10 protein-coding genes are annotated in these 14,751 nt (G+C 65.7%); all 10 read right to left on the reverse strand.

What is annotated here, in order from left to right; genetic code table 11:
• The coding region (locus SAHL_RS08050; RefSeq protein ID WP_123590897.1) for an FAD-dependent oxidoreductase at positions 1 to 1,409 on the reverse strand (1,409 nt) is incomplete at its 3' end.
• 77 nt (positions 1,410 to 1,486) lie between these two features.
• Positions 1,487 to 5,947, reverse strand: a complete 4,461-nt coding sequence (gltB, locus tag SAHL_RS08055; RefSeq protein ID WP_123590898.1) for a glutamate synthase large subunit — start codon at positions 5,945 to 5,947, stop codon at positions 1,487 to 1,489.
• A gap of 222 nt (positions 5,948 to 6,169) precedes the next feature.
• A complete protein-coding gene (gene aroB / locus SAHL_RS08060) occupies positions 6,170 to 7,267 on the reverse strand; it encodes a 3-dehydroquinate synthase (RefSeq protein ID WP_123590988.1) in 1,098 nt (365 codons plus the stop codon).
• 98 nt (positions 7,268 to 7,365) lie between these two features.
• Positions 7,366 to 7,896: a shikimate kinase AroK gene (gene aroK / locus SAHL_RS08065; protein WP_123590899.1), complete on the reverse strand. Its 531-nt coding sequence runs from the start codon at positions 7,894 to 7,896 to the stop codon at positions 7,366 to 7,368.
• A gap of 62 nt (positions 7,897 to 7,958) precedes the next feature.
• Positions 7,959 to 9,722, reverse strand: a complete 1,764-nt coding sequence (locus SAHL_RS08070) for an Ig-like domain-containing protein (protein ID WP_148045521.1) — start codon at positions 9,720 to 9,722, stop codon at positions 7,959 to 7,961.
• A gap of 48 nt (positions 9,723 to 9,770) precedes the next feature.
• On the reverse strand, positions 9,771 to 11,843 hold the full coding sequence (gene pilQ / locus SAHL_RS08075) for a type IV pilus secretin PilQ (protein WP_245968451.1): 2,073 nt from the start codon (positions 11,841 to 11,843) through the stop codon (positions 9,771 to 9,773).
• Positions 11,844 to 11,917: 74 nt separating this feature from the next.
• Positions 11,918 to 12,424: a pilus assembly protein PilP gene (locus SAHL_RS08080; protein WP_123590902.1), complete on the reverse strand. Its 507-nt coding sequence runs from the start codon at positions 12,422 to 12,424 to the stop codon at positions 11,918 to 11,920.
• Positions 12,421 to 13,062 carry a type IV pilus inner membrane component PilO gene (locus SAHL_RS08085; RefSeq protein WP_123590903.1) on the reverse strand — a complete coding sequence of 214 codons (642 nt, stop codon included), beginning with the start codon at positions 13,060 to 13,062 and terminating at the stop codon, positions 12,421 to 12,423. Before SAHL_RS08085 ends, SAHL_RS08080 begins: the two co-directional genes overlap by 4 nt.
• Positions 13,059 to 13,667: a PilN domain-containing protein gene (locus SAHL_RS08090; protein WP_123590904.1), complete on the reverse strand. Its 609-nt coding sequence runs from the start codon at positions 13,665 to 13,667 to the stop codon at positions 13,059 to 13,061. The genes SAHL_RS08085 and SAHL_RS08090 overlap by 4 nt, the downstream gene beginning before the upstream one ends.
• A complete protein-coding gene (gene pilM, locus SAHL_RS08095) occupies positions 13,664 to 14,701 on the reverse strand; it encodes a type IV pilus assembly protein PilM (protein ID WP_184947532.1) in 1,038 nt (345 codons plus the stop codon). Before pilM ends, SAHL_RS08090 begins: the two co-directional genes overlap by 4 nt.
• Positions 14,702 to 14,751 lie beyond the last annotated feature (50 nt).

Genomic DNA, 14,751 nt, shown 5'->3' on the forward strand with positions numbered 1-14,751 from the left:
CAGACCTCGAGGTAGTCGAGGATGCCCTTGGCAGCCTCGCGGCCCTCGAAGACGGCCGTGACGACCAGATCCGAGCCGCGGACCATGTCGCCGCCGGCGAAGATCCGCGGATTGGTGGTCTGATACTTGAAGCGCCCCTGTTCCGGAGCGATCACGCGACCGCCGTCGTCGATCTCGATCGCCTGGCTGTCGAACCATTCCTGCGGATTCGGCCGGAAGCCGAAGGCGATGATCACGCGATCGGCCTCGATGACTTCCTCCGTGCCGGGGACGGGTTCGGGACGGCGCCGGCCGCGCTCGTCGGGCGCGCCAAGCTTGGTGGTGACGACCTTGATGCCCTCGACGTGGGTGTCGCCGATGATCTCCACCGGCTGGCGGTTGAACATGAACTCCACGCCTTCCTCGCGCGCGTTCTGGAATTCGCGCGCCGAGCCCGGCATGTTGTCCTCGTCGCGGCGATAGGCGCAGACGACCTTCTTCGCGCCCTGGCGGATCGAGGTGCGGTTGCAGTCCATGGCGGTGTCGCCGCCGCCGAGCACGACCACCCGCTCGCCCTTCATGTCGATGTAGTCGCGCGGGTTCTTCTCCAGGCCCAGAACGCGATTGATGTTGGCCACCAGGAAGGGCAGGGCCTCGTGGACGCCGTCCAGATCCTCGCCGGGGAAACCGCCCTTCATGTAGGTGTAGGTGCCCATGCCGAGGAAGACGGCGTCGTATTCGGCCATCAGATCCGCCATGGTCACGTCCCGGCCGATCTCGACGCCGAGACGGAATTCCACGCCCATGCCTTCCATGATCTCGCGCCGGGTCTCCACGACGCTCTTCTCGAGCTTGAAGGGCGGGATGCCGAAGGTCAGCAGCCCGCCGATGCGCGGATACTTGTCGAACACCACGGCCTGGACGCCGTTTCGGACCAGGATGTCGGCCGCGCCCAGGCCGGCCGGCCCGGCGCCGATGACGGCGACCTTGCGATCGGTCCAGACCACGTCCGAGACGTCGGGCCGCCAGCCTTGCTTGACGGCTTCGTCGGTGATGTATTTCTCCACCGAGCCGATGCTGATCGCGCCCAGCCCGTCGTTCATGGTGCAGGCGCCTTCGCAGAGACGGTCCTGCGGGCAGATGCGACCGCAGATCTCGGGCAGGGTGTTGGTGGCGTGCGACAGCTCGGCCGCCTCGAACAGATTGCCCTCGTTGACGAGCTTGAGCCAGTTCGGGATGTAGTTGTGGACCGGGCACTTCCACTCGCAGTAGGGGTTGCCGCAGGAAATGCAGCGCCCGGCCTGCTGGGCGGCCGTCTCCTTGTCGAACTGGCCGTAGATCTCGGCGAATTCGTGAATCCGGACCGGCACTTCGACCTTTTTCGGGTCCTGGCGCGGGGTTTCCAGAAACTGCAGATGATTCGTTGCCATCGGTTACCTTTTGGTGACGCAGTCGCGCCCGCCGCCGCGCGATGACGCGGCGGGGGCACGGGTCGCGGTCTGTTCGATCAGGCCGCGCGGTTGAGCGTGTCCAGAATCGTCTCCACGCTCTCGGCCTTCGGCTTGACCAGCCAGAACTGGCCGACGTAGTCGCGGAAGTTTTCGAGAATCTCGTGGCCCCAGGCGCTGTCGGTCTCGGCCACGTGGGCCTCGATCAGGTCGCGCAGATAGTGGCGGTGGGCCTCCATGTTCTCCGAGACCACGCGGTGGATGTCGATCAGCTCGTGGTTGTAGCGGTCGACGAACTCGCGCTTCTCGTCCAGCACATAGGCCAGCCCGCCGGTCATGCCGGCACCGAAATTGATGCCGGTATGGCCGAGCACGACCACGCAGCCGCCGGTCATGTACTCGCAGCCGTGATCGCCCACGCCCTCGACCACCGCCGAGGCGCCGGAATTGCGCACGCCGAAGCGTTCGCCGGCCTGGCCGGCGGCGTAGAGTGTGCCGCCGGTCGCGCCGTAGAGGCAGGTGTTGCCGACGATCGCGGCCTCGCGGGCGACGAAACCGGCGCGCGGCGAGGGCCGGATGACGATACGCCCGCCGGCCATGCCCTTGCCGACGTAGTCGTTGGCGTCGCCCTCCAGATAGAGATGCAGGCCGCCGGCGTTGAACACGCCGAAGCTCTGGCCGGCGGTGCCGGTCAGGTCGAGCCGGATCGGCGCATCCTCCATGTCGAGGTTGCCGTGGCGGCGGGCGATCTCGCCGGACAGCCGGGCGCCGATGGAGCGGTTGTTGTTGTGCACCTCATAGGCGAACGTGCCGCCGGAGCGGTTCTCGATCGCGTCGAGCGCGTCGGCGACCATGCGCTCGGCCAGTTCGCCCTTGTCGAAGGGCTCGTTGTGCGGCTCGAGGCAGTACATCGGCACGTCTTCGGCGAGCCCGCCGTCCGACAGGATCGGCGACAGGTCCAGGCCCCGCTGCTTGGGCGTCTCGCCCGGCAGCAGTTCGAGCAGGTCGGTGCGGCCGATCAGCTCCTGCAGCGAGCGCACGCCGATCGCGGCCATGAGTTCGCGGGTGTCCTGGGCGATGAACGAGAAGAAGTTCTGCACCATCTCGGGGATGCCGATGAAATGGCGCTCGCGCAGGGTCTCGTTCTGGGTGGCCACGCCCGTGGCGCAGTTGTTGAGATGACACACGCGCAGATACTTGCAGCCCAGCGCCACCATCGGCCCGGTGCCGAAGCCGAAGGACTCCGCGCCCAGAATCGCGGCCTTGATCACGTCCAAACCGGTCTTGAGGCCGCCGTCGGTCTGCACCCGGACCTTGTCGCGGAGCTCGTTGGCGCGCAGCGTCTGGTGGGTCTCCGACAGGCCGAGCTCCCAGGGCGTGCCGGCGTAGCGCACCGAGGTCAGCGGGCTCGCGCCGGTGCCGCCGTCGTAGCCGGAGATGGTGATCAGATCGGCGTAGGCCTTGGCCACGCCGGCCGCGATCGTGCCCACGCCCGGGCCCGAGACCAGTTTGACCGAGACCAGCGCCTTGGGGTTGACCTGCTTGAGGTCGAAGATCAGCTGGGCCAGGTCTTCGATCGAGTAGATGTCGTGATGCGGCGGCGGCGAGATCAGAGCCACGCCCGGCTTGGAGTAGCGCAGCCGCGCGATCATCTCGTTGACCTTGTGCCCCGGCAGCTGGCCGCCTTCGCCGGGCTTGGCGCCCTGGGCGATCTTGATCTGCAGGACCTCGGCGTTGACCAGATAGTGCGGCGTGACGCCGAAGCGGCCCGAGGCGACCTGCTTGATCTTCGACATCTTGTCGGTGCCGTAGCGTGAGGCGTCCTCGCCGCCCTCGCCGGAGTTGGAACGCCCGCCCATGCGGTTCATGCCCTGGGCCAGCGATTCGTGCGCCTCGGGCGAGAGCGCGCCGAGGCTCATACCGGCGGAGTCGAAGCGCGGCGTGATCGCCTCGATCGCTTCGACCTCGTCGATGTCGATCGGCTCGATGTCCTCGCGCAGCTTGAGCAGATCCCGCAGCACGGATGCCGGCCGGCCCTGCACGATCGAGGCGTATTCGCGGTACTTGTCGTACTCGCCGGAGGACACCGCCTCGTGCAGCGTGGCGATCACGTCCGGGTTGTAGCAGTGGTACTCCTCGCCGTGGACGAACTTGAGCAGGCCGCCCTGATTGATCGCCACGCGCGGATTCCAGGCGTTTCGGGCCAGATGCGCGGCATCCGCCTGCAGATGCGCGAAGCCGGCGCCGGCGACGCGGCTGACCGTGCCGGCGAAGCACAGATCGACCACCTCGTCGGCCAGGCCCACGATCTCGAACAGCTGGGCGCCGCGATAGCTGGTGACCGTGGAGATGCCCATCTTGGACATGATCTTGTACAGGCCCTTGTTGATCCCCTTGCGGTAGGTCGCGCACAGGTCGTCGGCGTTGCGGCCGTCGATCTGGCCGCAGCGGATCAGGTCGTTCAGGGACTCGTAGGCCAGGTACGGATGGATCGCGGTCGCGCCGTAGCCGATCAGGCAGGCGTAGTGATGCGCGTCGCGGCAGCTCGCCGTGTCGACGACGATGTTGGCGTCGCAGCGCAGGTTCTCGGCGGTCAGGCGATGATGCACCGCGCCCGTGGCCAGCAGCGCCTGGATCGGCAGCCGGCCCTCCACGATCTCGCGGTCGGAGAGCACGAGGATGGTCTTGCCCTCGTCGCGCACGGCGGCCACGGCGCGGTCGCAGACCGCCTCGATGGCCGCCTGCAGGTCGGTGTCGGCGTCGTAGTTGAGGTCGATGACGGTGTGGGCGTAGTCCGCGTCGGTCAGCGACAGCAGGCGCCGGAACTTGCCGGTGGACAGCACCGGCGAATCGACCACCAGGCGCTTGGCGCGTGCCTCGTTCTCCTCGAAGACGTTGCGCTCGCGGCCGAAGCAGGTCTCCAGCGACATCACGATGCGCTCGCGCAGCGAGTCGATCGGCGGGTTGGTGACCTGGGCGAACTTCTGCCGGAAATAGTCGAAGAGCACGCGATCCACGCGCGAGAGCACCGGGAATGGGGTGTCGTCGCCCATGGAGCCCGTGGCTTCCTGGCCGGCCTCCGCGATCGGGCGCAGGACCTGATCGCGTTCCTCGAAGGAGACGTGGAAGAGCTTTTCGTAGACCTTGACCGTCCAGCGCTCCATCCAGGCCTCGTCGCGCGTGTCGCTCATGCGCGACTCGAGCATGCGGGCGTGCTTCTTGAGCCACTGCTTGTAGGGCGCCCGCGAGGCCAGGCGTTCGTCGATCTCGCGCGGCTGGATGAGCTCGCCGTTCTCGGTGTCCACGGCGATCATGTCGCCCGGCTTGAGCCGTCCCTTGGCCACCACCCGCTCGGGGTCGTAGTCCCAGACGCCGATCTCCGAGGCCAGCGTGATGTGGCGATCGTCGGTGATCACGTAACGCGCCGGCCGCAGGCCGTTGCGGTCCAGGCAGCAGGCCGCGTAACGGCCGTCGGTGAGCACGATGCCGGCGGGGCCGTCCCACGGCTCCATGTGCATCGCGTTGTATTCGTAGAAGGCGCGCAGGTCGGCGGACATGTAGTCGACGTTCTGCCAGGCCGGCGGCATCAGCAGGCGCATGGCGTAGAAGATGTCCATGCCGCCGGCCAGCAGCACTTCCAGCATGTTGTCCAGGCTCTGCGAATCCGAGCCGTTCATGGACACCAGCGGCAGGATCGATTCCAGCTCCGGCAGCTTGTCGGACTGGAACTTGGCCGCCCGCGCGGTCGACCAGTTGCGGTTGCCGGTGACCGTGTTGATCTCGCCGTTGTGGGCCAGATATCGGAACGGCTGCGCCAGACGCCACTGTGGCAGCGTGTTGGTGGAAAAGCGCTGGTGGAAGACACACAGCGAGGTCTCCAGGCGCTCGTCGGCCAGGTCCTTGTAGAACACGGTCAGATAGCTGGGCATGACCATGCCCTTGTAGGAGAACACCTTCGCCGAGAGCGACGGCACGTAGAACACGTCGTCGTCGGTCAGCGCGTTCTCGGTGCGCCGGCGGGCGAACACCAGCTTGGCCTCGAACAGGGCGGAGTCCATGTCGTCCGGCGCGGTCACGAAGACCTGCTCGAGATGCGGCAGCGTGGCCAGCGCCTGAGCGCCACAGGCCGATTCGGCGTCGATCGGGACCGCGCGCCAACCGGCCACGGCCAGGCCCTCGGCCTCCAGCTGCCGGCCGAGCTCGGCCTTGGCGGCTTCCGCGCGATCCGATTCGGGATGCAGGAAGATGATGCCGCTGGCGTACTGGTCGGCGAGTTCGATGCCGGCCTCGGCGGCGAGCGTGCGCAGGAAGGCATCCGGTTTCTTCATGAGGATGCCGCAGCCGTCGCCGGTCTTGCCGTCGGCGGCGACCGCCCCGCGGTGGGTCAGACGCTCGAGCGCGCCGATGGTGGTCTGAACGAGCCAGTGGCTCGGCTTGTCGTCCATGTTGGCGATCAGGCCGAAACCGCAGGCGTCCTTCTCGAACTCCGGAGAATAGAGTCCGCCGTTCATCTGATGCATATCGTTGTCCTCGCCTCGGGTCGGATTCGGCGCCGGTCGTGGCCGGTCGCGGCGCCCGGTGGAGCACCGGGCCGGACGCCGGGGGAAGGGCGTTGCGTGCCGGCGTAGCGCGCTTGGGGGCGGCCGGATCGGACGCCCGGGGCGTTCCTCTCGTGAACTTGGAGTATAAAAGGCGCCCCCGCCTCGATCAATCGGCGGGGCCCGGCGCCGGCCTGCCGGCGCTCAGGCCGCGAGATAGCGCGCCAGCGTTGCGTCCAGCGCCTGCTCGTCGGCGTCCACGACCTCGGCGTGGCCGATGGCGCGCAGCAGGATCAGGCGCAGGTCGCCGGCCAGCGCCTTCTTGTCGCGCGTCATCAGGGCCCGAATACGCGCGCGGCTGACCTCGGCCGGCGGTGCCAGCGGCAGATTCGCGCTCTCGATCACGCGCTCGATGCGGGCGACGTCGTCGGCGTCGAGCCAGCCCAGGCGCTGCGAGGTGTCCGCGGCCATGCACAGGCCGGCCGCGACCGCCTCGCCGTGGAGCCAGGCGCCGTAGCCCAGCTCGGCTTCGAGCGCGTGGCCGTAGGTATGGCCGAGATTGAGCAGCGCCCGGCGACCGGCCTCGCGTTCGTCGGCGGCCACCACGGCCGCCTTGTTGGCGCAGGAGCGACGGATGGCCTCGACGACGACGGTCGGCTCGCGCGCGTTGAGCGCGGCCATGTTCGTCTCCAGCCAGTCGAAGAAGGGCGCGTCGCCGATCAGCCCGTACTTGATGACCTCCGCCAGCCCGGCGGCGAATTCCCGTGCCGGCAGCGTCTCCAGCACGTCGGTGTCGACGAGCACCCGCCGCGGCTGATGGAAGGCGCCGATCATGTTCTTGCCGAGCGGATGATTGACGCCGGTCTTGCCGCCGACAGAGGAGTCGACCTGGGCGAGCAGCGTCGTCGGCAACTGGACGAAGTCGATGCCGCGCTGATAGCTGGCGGCCGCGAAGCCGGCGATGTCGCCGATCACGCCGCCGCCCAGGGCAACGAGCGTCGCGTCCCGGCCGTAGCCGCCCTCCAGCAGGCGGTCGTAGATGCGCTCCAGCGTGGCCAGCGTCTTGTAGGCCTCGCCGTCGGGCAGCTCCAGGATCTCGACTTCGTGATCGGCGGCCAGCGCGGCCGCGACGCGGGCCGAGTAGTGCCGCGCGATGGTGTCGTTGGTGACCACGAGCACGCGGCGCGCACGGATGGCGCCGCCGTAGGCCGCCGCCTCGGACAGCAGCCCGGGCGCGATCCGAATGTCGTAGCTGCGCTCGCCGAGATCGACGGTGAGCGTCGCGGCTGCGGTGTCGGTCATCGACAGCTCTCCCTGGACTCGATCCGTGGTGCGGCCGGGCCCGCTTCCGGTGACGGATGCGGCCTGTTCGGAATCACGCCGCGGCGTGCCGGCGCCCATCAGGCCGTACCGATGGCCTCGAGCTGCTCGACGATCTCGCGCGCCAGACGCCGCGCCTGCTGATCGCCGGTGGGCACCACGATGTCCGCGATCGAGCGATAGAGCGGATCGCGCTCTTCCATCAGACGAGTCAGGGTCGCCTCGACGTCTTCGCTGCCTTCGAGAATCGGGCGGTTGCTGGCCTTGCGGGTCCGCGAGATTTGCTGCTCCAGCGACGTCTCGAGGTAGACCACCACGCCGCGCGCCGAGAGCAGATCGCGGGTGGCGGACTCGAGCACGGCGCCGCCGCCGGTCGCCATCACGGTGTTCGGCAAGTCCGACAGCTCGGCGATCATTTCGCGTTCGCGCTTGCGAAAGCCCGCCTCGCCTTCCATGTCGAAGATGAAGGAGATGTCCACGCCCGTGCGTTTTTCGACTTCGTGATCCGAGTCGACGAACGACATGCCCTTGATCTCGGCGATGCGCCGACCGATCGTGGTTTTACCGGCCCCCATCGGGCCGACAAGATAAATGTTTGGATTAGCTGCCATACAATTTTTGTTGGTAAGACCTCTTTTGGAGATTACGCTGTATCGTCATTGCGGTAACTGAATTACCGGTCGACCGCGCAGTCGTATTCAAACGGGTTATCACCTGACGGCGAGCCCTCAAGATCGAATTCTAGACTCTCATCGCCTTCACTCCCGGCCGAATCGGCGGTAGCGGTCAACCGTACCTTGACGCGCTCTGCAAAACGCGAAAGATATGTAATATCGAAACGCGCCACACCACTACCGTCGAGCTCCGGTGAGGATGGCACCGTAACTACTTGGCCGGGGTCGAGCGTCTCATTATCGTTCCTATCCTCCCGCGGGTCGAGTACACCGTTGTTGTTTTCGTCCTCTGTCCTGCAACCGGTATCCGGCGAATCATTGGCTCGGTAGGCTATAGCTCGGACATTTAGACGCAACGTCGCGTCCGAAACGGGATTGCCGGCCGCATCACTGATCAGCGCCGCGTAGGGCGCGTCGTAGGTAGTGCCATCAGATGCCAACTCAGCCGGGCCACCGGTGCCTAGGCGAATACTCAGGGCCTCGCCGGCGACAGTGATAGTGGTCGAATCTTCGAGGGTCTCATCGGTTGCGACGCTCGAAACGATCTCTACTGGTTCGCTTACTGAACTCGGTGGGGCAGTGTATACCACCCGCGCTGTACCGCTCGTATCCGTGCGTGTCTGCGAAGAGGAAAGTGTGCCGGCACTATCCTCGCCCAGTCGGAAATTGATGGTCTCGTTCGCCACCGGATTGCTGAATCCATCGCGTGCGGTTGCGGTCAGGTTGGTCGTCGAATTGCCGGTTATCGTCGCCGACGCGGCGTTGAGTACCAAGGTAGCGGGTTCTGCCGCCATGAATCTGATAATGCGGGATGCCCTCTTCCCGTCGACCGACGCCGTGACGTTGGTCGCGCCGGCGACATTGGATTGGATCTGTGTAGTCGCTTCACCCTGGGAATCAGTAGTGACGACATCGTGTCCGAGTGTTCCACGTGATGCCGTAAAGGTTATGTCGCTGTCTGCGATCGGGCCGTTATTCCCGCTGTAAACTACCGTGATCTGTTCAGTGTCTCCGACAGTGGGGCTGTCATCTTCTTCGTCGGCCTGGCTGAAGGAGAGACCTTTGCCGCCCACAGTAATCTGCTTTTCTATTTCGGCGCCCCGACTTGAAACGCGAATAGTGTTCCGTCCAGCTTCCTGCTCGCTTACAGTGAAAGTCGCCTCGCCCGCGCTGTTCGTGTCCATCGTGCTCGCGCTCACTTGGGCAGTCGGGTCGGTGTCTACGTCGATGGTCGCGGCCGTGATGGGGTCTCCTGAAGAATCGCTCAGGCGCGTAGTGAAGGTTGCGCTTTCGCCGCGGGCAATGGCGTCAGGGCCTTCAAGCGTGAGTTCGGTGCCGGTGACATCGACTCTGATCTCATCACGGATGCCATCGGCTTCAGCTTGCACCGTAATTGTTCGGTTGGCGTGATCTGGGTCATTGAATAATACGGCTGTCGCGCTTTCTGTGCCTGCAGATTCGGTCTCGAGCCGACCCGCATCGGAACTGAAGGCTACATCTGGTTCGACGACTGAATTGTTGTTCGCATCTCGTAGGAGTGCCGTTAGGTCGACGCCGTTCTCAGACTGGATGGCGGCGGAGGGAAGCGAGGTCGAGCTCGCTATAAGATCGATTTGGGTGGCCGTGTTTCCATTTGGATTCTCGCCGTCCCCGGACTCCGAATCTCCGTCATCGTCTCCGCCGGACGTGGACCCTCCGCAGCCGGCGAGTGTGAGCACGAGAAGTATGAAAACCGAGATTTGAGAATATTTGCGAAAAGTCAAGGTAGCTCCCCCAAAAATAGTATCTTTCCTGATCTGGGCAGTTTATGCTTAGCGGTCGAGCTGAAGCGATTCTTTGAGAATCTTTGGCGTCACGAATAGCAGAAGCTCGCGCTTGTCGCGCTGGCGCTCCGTGCCTCTGAATAGCGCACCAACTAAAGGTAGTTCGCCAAGCAGGGGGACGCGGTCTGTCACATCGCGATTCTCCTGCTCATATATCCCGCCTAAAACGACAGTTTCGCCATCTTTCACTAGTACTTGCGTTTGGATGCTACGGGTATCGATAGCAGGTGCTGATCCTCCGCCCTGTACTGGAGCATCTTGGCCTCTAGAATCTTGGCTCACATCCAAACTCATTATTATTCGGTCATTAGGTGTAATTTGGGGTGTAACTTTTAGACTAAGTACGGCTTTCTTGAATTGCGTTGTCGCTGTGCCCTGCTCGGTAGCTTCGAGGTACGGAATTTCTTCGCCTTGCTCGATATTTGCTTCTTGTCCGTCGGCAGTAATCACTCTTGGAGCAGAAATAATATCGCCCCGATTCTCGGACTCTAGAGCAGAGAGTGCTAAGTCTAAATTGAAGGTATCGCTGATGATGCTGGTGGTGATTATGCCGGCGGGATTTGAAACAGGAAGTTCTACGGAATACCCGGAGTCGACGAGATAGTTTCCCCCGGTGGCGGACTCATAGGCGGCGTTGTCGATGGCGCTCGAAGATACGCCCAGATTCCGGGAAAAGTTCCGGTTGGCCACCACGATGCGCGACTCGATCAGCACCTGGCGCACCGGGATGTCCAGGCGAGCCACCAGCCGGCGGATGTCGTCGATCTTCTCGCGGGTCTCGTTGATGAGCAGGCTGTTGGTGCGATCGTCCACGGTCACCTGGCCGCGCGCGGACAGGAACGACACGTCGCGGCCGCCGGTTTCACCGGTGGCGGCATTGCCGTTGCCGTTTTCGGCCCGGCCGGCGCGCAGAATGTTGGCGATGTCCGCCGCCCGTGCGTAGTTGATCTGGATGATCTCGGAGCGTAGCGGGGCGAGATTGCGGGTGGCCTGGCGGGCGGCCAGTTCGGCCTGCTCGCGGGCGGCGATCTCGGCCAGCGGCGCGACGCTGATGACGTTGTTCTCGCGCCGCATGCCCAGGCCCTTGGCGTTCATGATGATATCCAGCGCCTGATCCCAGGGGACCTCCTCGAGCCGCAGCGCCATGTTGCCGGTGACGCTGTCGGAGACGACCATGTTGACATCGGCGACGTCGGCGATGATCTGCAGGACCGCCCGCACGTCAACGCTCTGGAACGACAGCGAGATCTTCTCGCCGGTGTAGCTTTCCTGCTCGGCTTCGCGCTCGGCCTTCTCGGCCGCGGTCAACGGCTGCAGTTCGACGATGAAGGCGTCGTCGGTCTGATAGGCGACCTGTTCGTACTCGGCATCGGCGACCGGCGTGATGGCGACCTGCGCGCCGCCGTTGCGGGCCAGCGTGTCGATCGCCTCGACCGGGGTCGCGAAGTCCAGAACGTCCAAGCGTTTCTCGAGGCGCCGCGGCAGGGCCACGCCCGGCAGTCTCGCCACGACCCGGCCGCTGTCGTCCGTGTCGACGTCCACGGGCGTGTCGACACCCTGGAGCCCGATCTCGACGCGGCCGGCGCCGTTCTCGCCGCGCCGGAAGTCGATATCGTCGATCGCGGGTCCGTTCGTGCCCGGCCGGGCGGGCGTCGAGGCGGGCACTGGGGCGGACCGCTCGGCGGCCGGTGCGCGCGCCGTGGGGCGGCCGCCGCCGATGTCGACGCGGACCTCATCGCCGCGCCGGTCGATGGCGTAGTCGACCATGTGTGTGAGTTCGACCACCACGCGCGTGCGGCCGCCCGCGGCCGCCAGGGCGACGGCCTGGACCGGCCCGGTATCGATGCGCTGATAGCGTTCGGCCACGTCCAGGTCGGTATTCGGCAGGTCGATCGACAGCCGGGCCGGTTCGTTCACGGTGAACACCGAGGGCTCCGGTGCGGTGCCGGCCAGCTTGAGCCGCAGCGTGACGCGCTGACTGCTGCGCTCGGCGGCGTCGATCGATATCAGGCGGTTGTCTGCGGCCTGCGCCGCGGTTGTGGCCAGCGCCCAGAGCAGCACGACCAGCCACCACCGGTGCCGCGGTGTGCGCAGAGGCGGGGGCGATAGCATTCGGCTCATACTGCGTGCTTCCCTCATTGCGTGGGTGCCAACGCGGCCGGCTGCTGGACATAGCCGCCGGCGCCGTCGGACACGATCTCGCTCAGGGCGATGCCATTTTCGGATACGGCGGTGACCTCGCCGTAATTCTGGCCCATGTGGTCCCCGCGCTTGATCCGGTGAATGACGTTGTCCGGCGCCTTGATCAGCGCGTACATGGTACCGCCCCGACTGATCGTGCCGACCATGCGCAGCGCATCCAGCGGATAGGCCTCGAGCGGCTCGCGCTCGCGATCCGTGTCCGGTGTCGGCCCGCTTCCGCCCCGCTCCGGCTCGGGCATGTTGGGCGTGAACGGGCCGCGGCGGTCGTCGGCGCGGTAGGTGTAGGGGGTATAGTCGGCGATCTCGGGGATCGGCTCGATCGGCTCGCTGGGACGAGCGCGCACTTCGGCGACGTAGCGCTCGAGGTCGCTGTTGTCGCCGCCACAGGCCGCTAGGCCGAGCGCGACCGCCAGCAACAGCACGACGGCGCGCCGAGTCATGGCGTGTCTCCGCTGGATTCGGTGGTCGCGCCGTCCTCTTCGAGATAGCGATAGGTGTTAGCGGTCATGCTCATGCGCAGCTCGCCGGTGCGCCCGTTCTCGTCTCGCAGGGGCTCGATCTCGACATCGCCGATGGTCACGATGCGCGACAGCGCCGCCACGCCGGAGACGAAACGGCCGAGTTCGTGATAGCCCCCGGTCACGATCAGGTCGTTGGGCAGTACGGCGTAGAAGTCGCGCATTTCCTCCGGACGTGGCTTGAACAACTCCTCCTCGAGGCCGCTGGCGATGCGGGTCTTGGAGATGTCGTTGAGCAGGCTGGGCACTTCGGTGCGGCTGGGCAGCTGCTGCAGCAGCTCGCCGAACTGGGCCTCCATCGTTTCGAGCTGGTCTCGGTAGGCGTCCAGATTCGCGACCTGCCGCTGCTTGATCTCGAAACGCTGCTTGAGCTCGCTTTCCTGTTCGCGCGCCTCGGCGAGGGTGTCCTGCTTCGGTAGCACGAAATACCAGGTGCCGATGCCCATGATGGTCAGCGAGACCACGGCGATCGCCAGCACGTAGGCGTACAGCGGCCAGCTGCCGATGTTGTGCTGGTCCAGGCTGCGCAGCTCCTCGAAGTACTCGTTAAGCGACTTCATGAGCGTGACTCGCTGTCCGGCGTGGTCGTCGCGGCTTCGTCGTCGGCCAGGTTCGGATTGGTGCTGTCCACGGTCAGTGTGAAATCCGCGTAGCGCTTAGGCCCGGTCTCGCTGGACTTGATCACGATCAGGCGCGGGTCGGCGAACCAGTCGGAGTCGTCGAGGTTGACCATGTAGTCCGAGACCCGGGCGTTGGACTCGGCCACGCCGTTGAGCGTGGTCGTGTCGCCCTGCTGGGACAGGGCGGTCAGATAGACGCCGTCCGGCAGCGTGGCCACCAGCTCGTCGAAATAGTGCACGATCGCCGAACGCGACTGCTGGAGCTGCTCGATGATGCGCATGCGCGTGATCAGCGCATCGCGGGTCTGCTCCAGTTCGCGGATTTCGCTGAGCTGTGCGTCCGCGGTCGCGATCCTGGCCTCGAGGAAATCGTTGCGCTCGCGCTGGTCGTCGATCAGGTGATCGTAATAGAGCATGGGCACGACACCGACGAGCACCACGCTGCCCAGCGCAGCGGCGACCAGCACCGTGAGGAAGCGCCGGCGCTTGGCCTCGCGCCGGGCCGCGCGCCAGTCGAGCAGATTGATGCGGACGATGTCGCTCATCGGACCGAACGCATCGCCAGACCCGTGGCGACCATCAGCGCCGGGCCGTCGTAGTCGACGTGGTTGCGGCGGGCCGCGGTGCTGGCGAGCATGCCGGCCAGCGGGTTGCCGACCGTGACCGGCCAGGACAGGCGCGAGGCGACGGCCTCTTCGATCCCGGGAAACAGGGTGGTGCCGCCCACCAGTACTACCTGATCGATGGTCTCCTCCTGACTCCCGGCCGACATGTAGAACTGGAGCGCGCGCTCGATCTGTCCGGCGGCCCGATGGGCGAACGCGTCGACTTCGTCGGCGATCGCCTCGGGCGCGATCTCGCCCGTACGCAGACGTCCGCGCAGTTGGTCGATCTCGCTCAGGTCGTGGCGTTCGAGCAGATCGCCGGCCAGCTGACGGCCGCCGAAGGACAGCTCGCGCGAATACACGTTGCGGCCGCCGTGGCTCACGCTCAGACGCGTCTGCTGATCGCCCAGATCGAACACGGCGACGTTCGCCCCCGCGGCCGCCAGCGCCGGCGACTGTTCGATCAGCAGGCTGCAGGCGTTCTGCAGGGCGTAGGTCTCGATGTCGACGATGCACACCTCGAGCCCGGCCATTTCCATCGCGCCGACGCGCGCCTCCACGTGGTCGCGTCGGCAGGCCACCAGCAGCACGCGATTGACGTCGGGATTGTCGGTATCGCGTTCGAGCACCTGGAAATCGAGGTTGACCTCTTCCTTGGGATGCGGGATGTACTGTTCCGCATCGAAAGCGATCTGCTGCTCGATCTCCGCGTCGCCGAGCTCGGCCGGCATGTCGATGATCTTGCTGATCACGGCCGGTCCCGAGACCGCGATCGCGGCGCGTCGCGTGCGGCTGCCGCTGCGCTCGAGCGCTCGTTTCATGGACGCCGCCACGGCCTCGGCATCGACGATCTGTTCGTTGGCGATGGCTTCGGCGGGCAGCGGCTCGCTGGCATAACTGAGCACGCGATGGGTGTCGGCACGACCGTCCAGTTCGAGCAGCCGGATTCGCGAGGCGCTGATGTCCACGCCCATGAAAGATCGTGGCCGTCTGTTGAACAATTGCCCGAAGCGCGTCATCGAAT

Origin of the sequence: Salinisphaera orenii subsp. halophila YIM 95161, from assembly GCF_003732545.1 — a bacterium.
GTDB lineage: Bacteria > Pseudomonadota > Gammaproteobacteria > Nevskiales > Salinisphaeraceae > Salinisphaera > Salinisphaera orenii_A.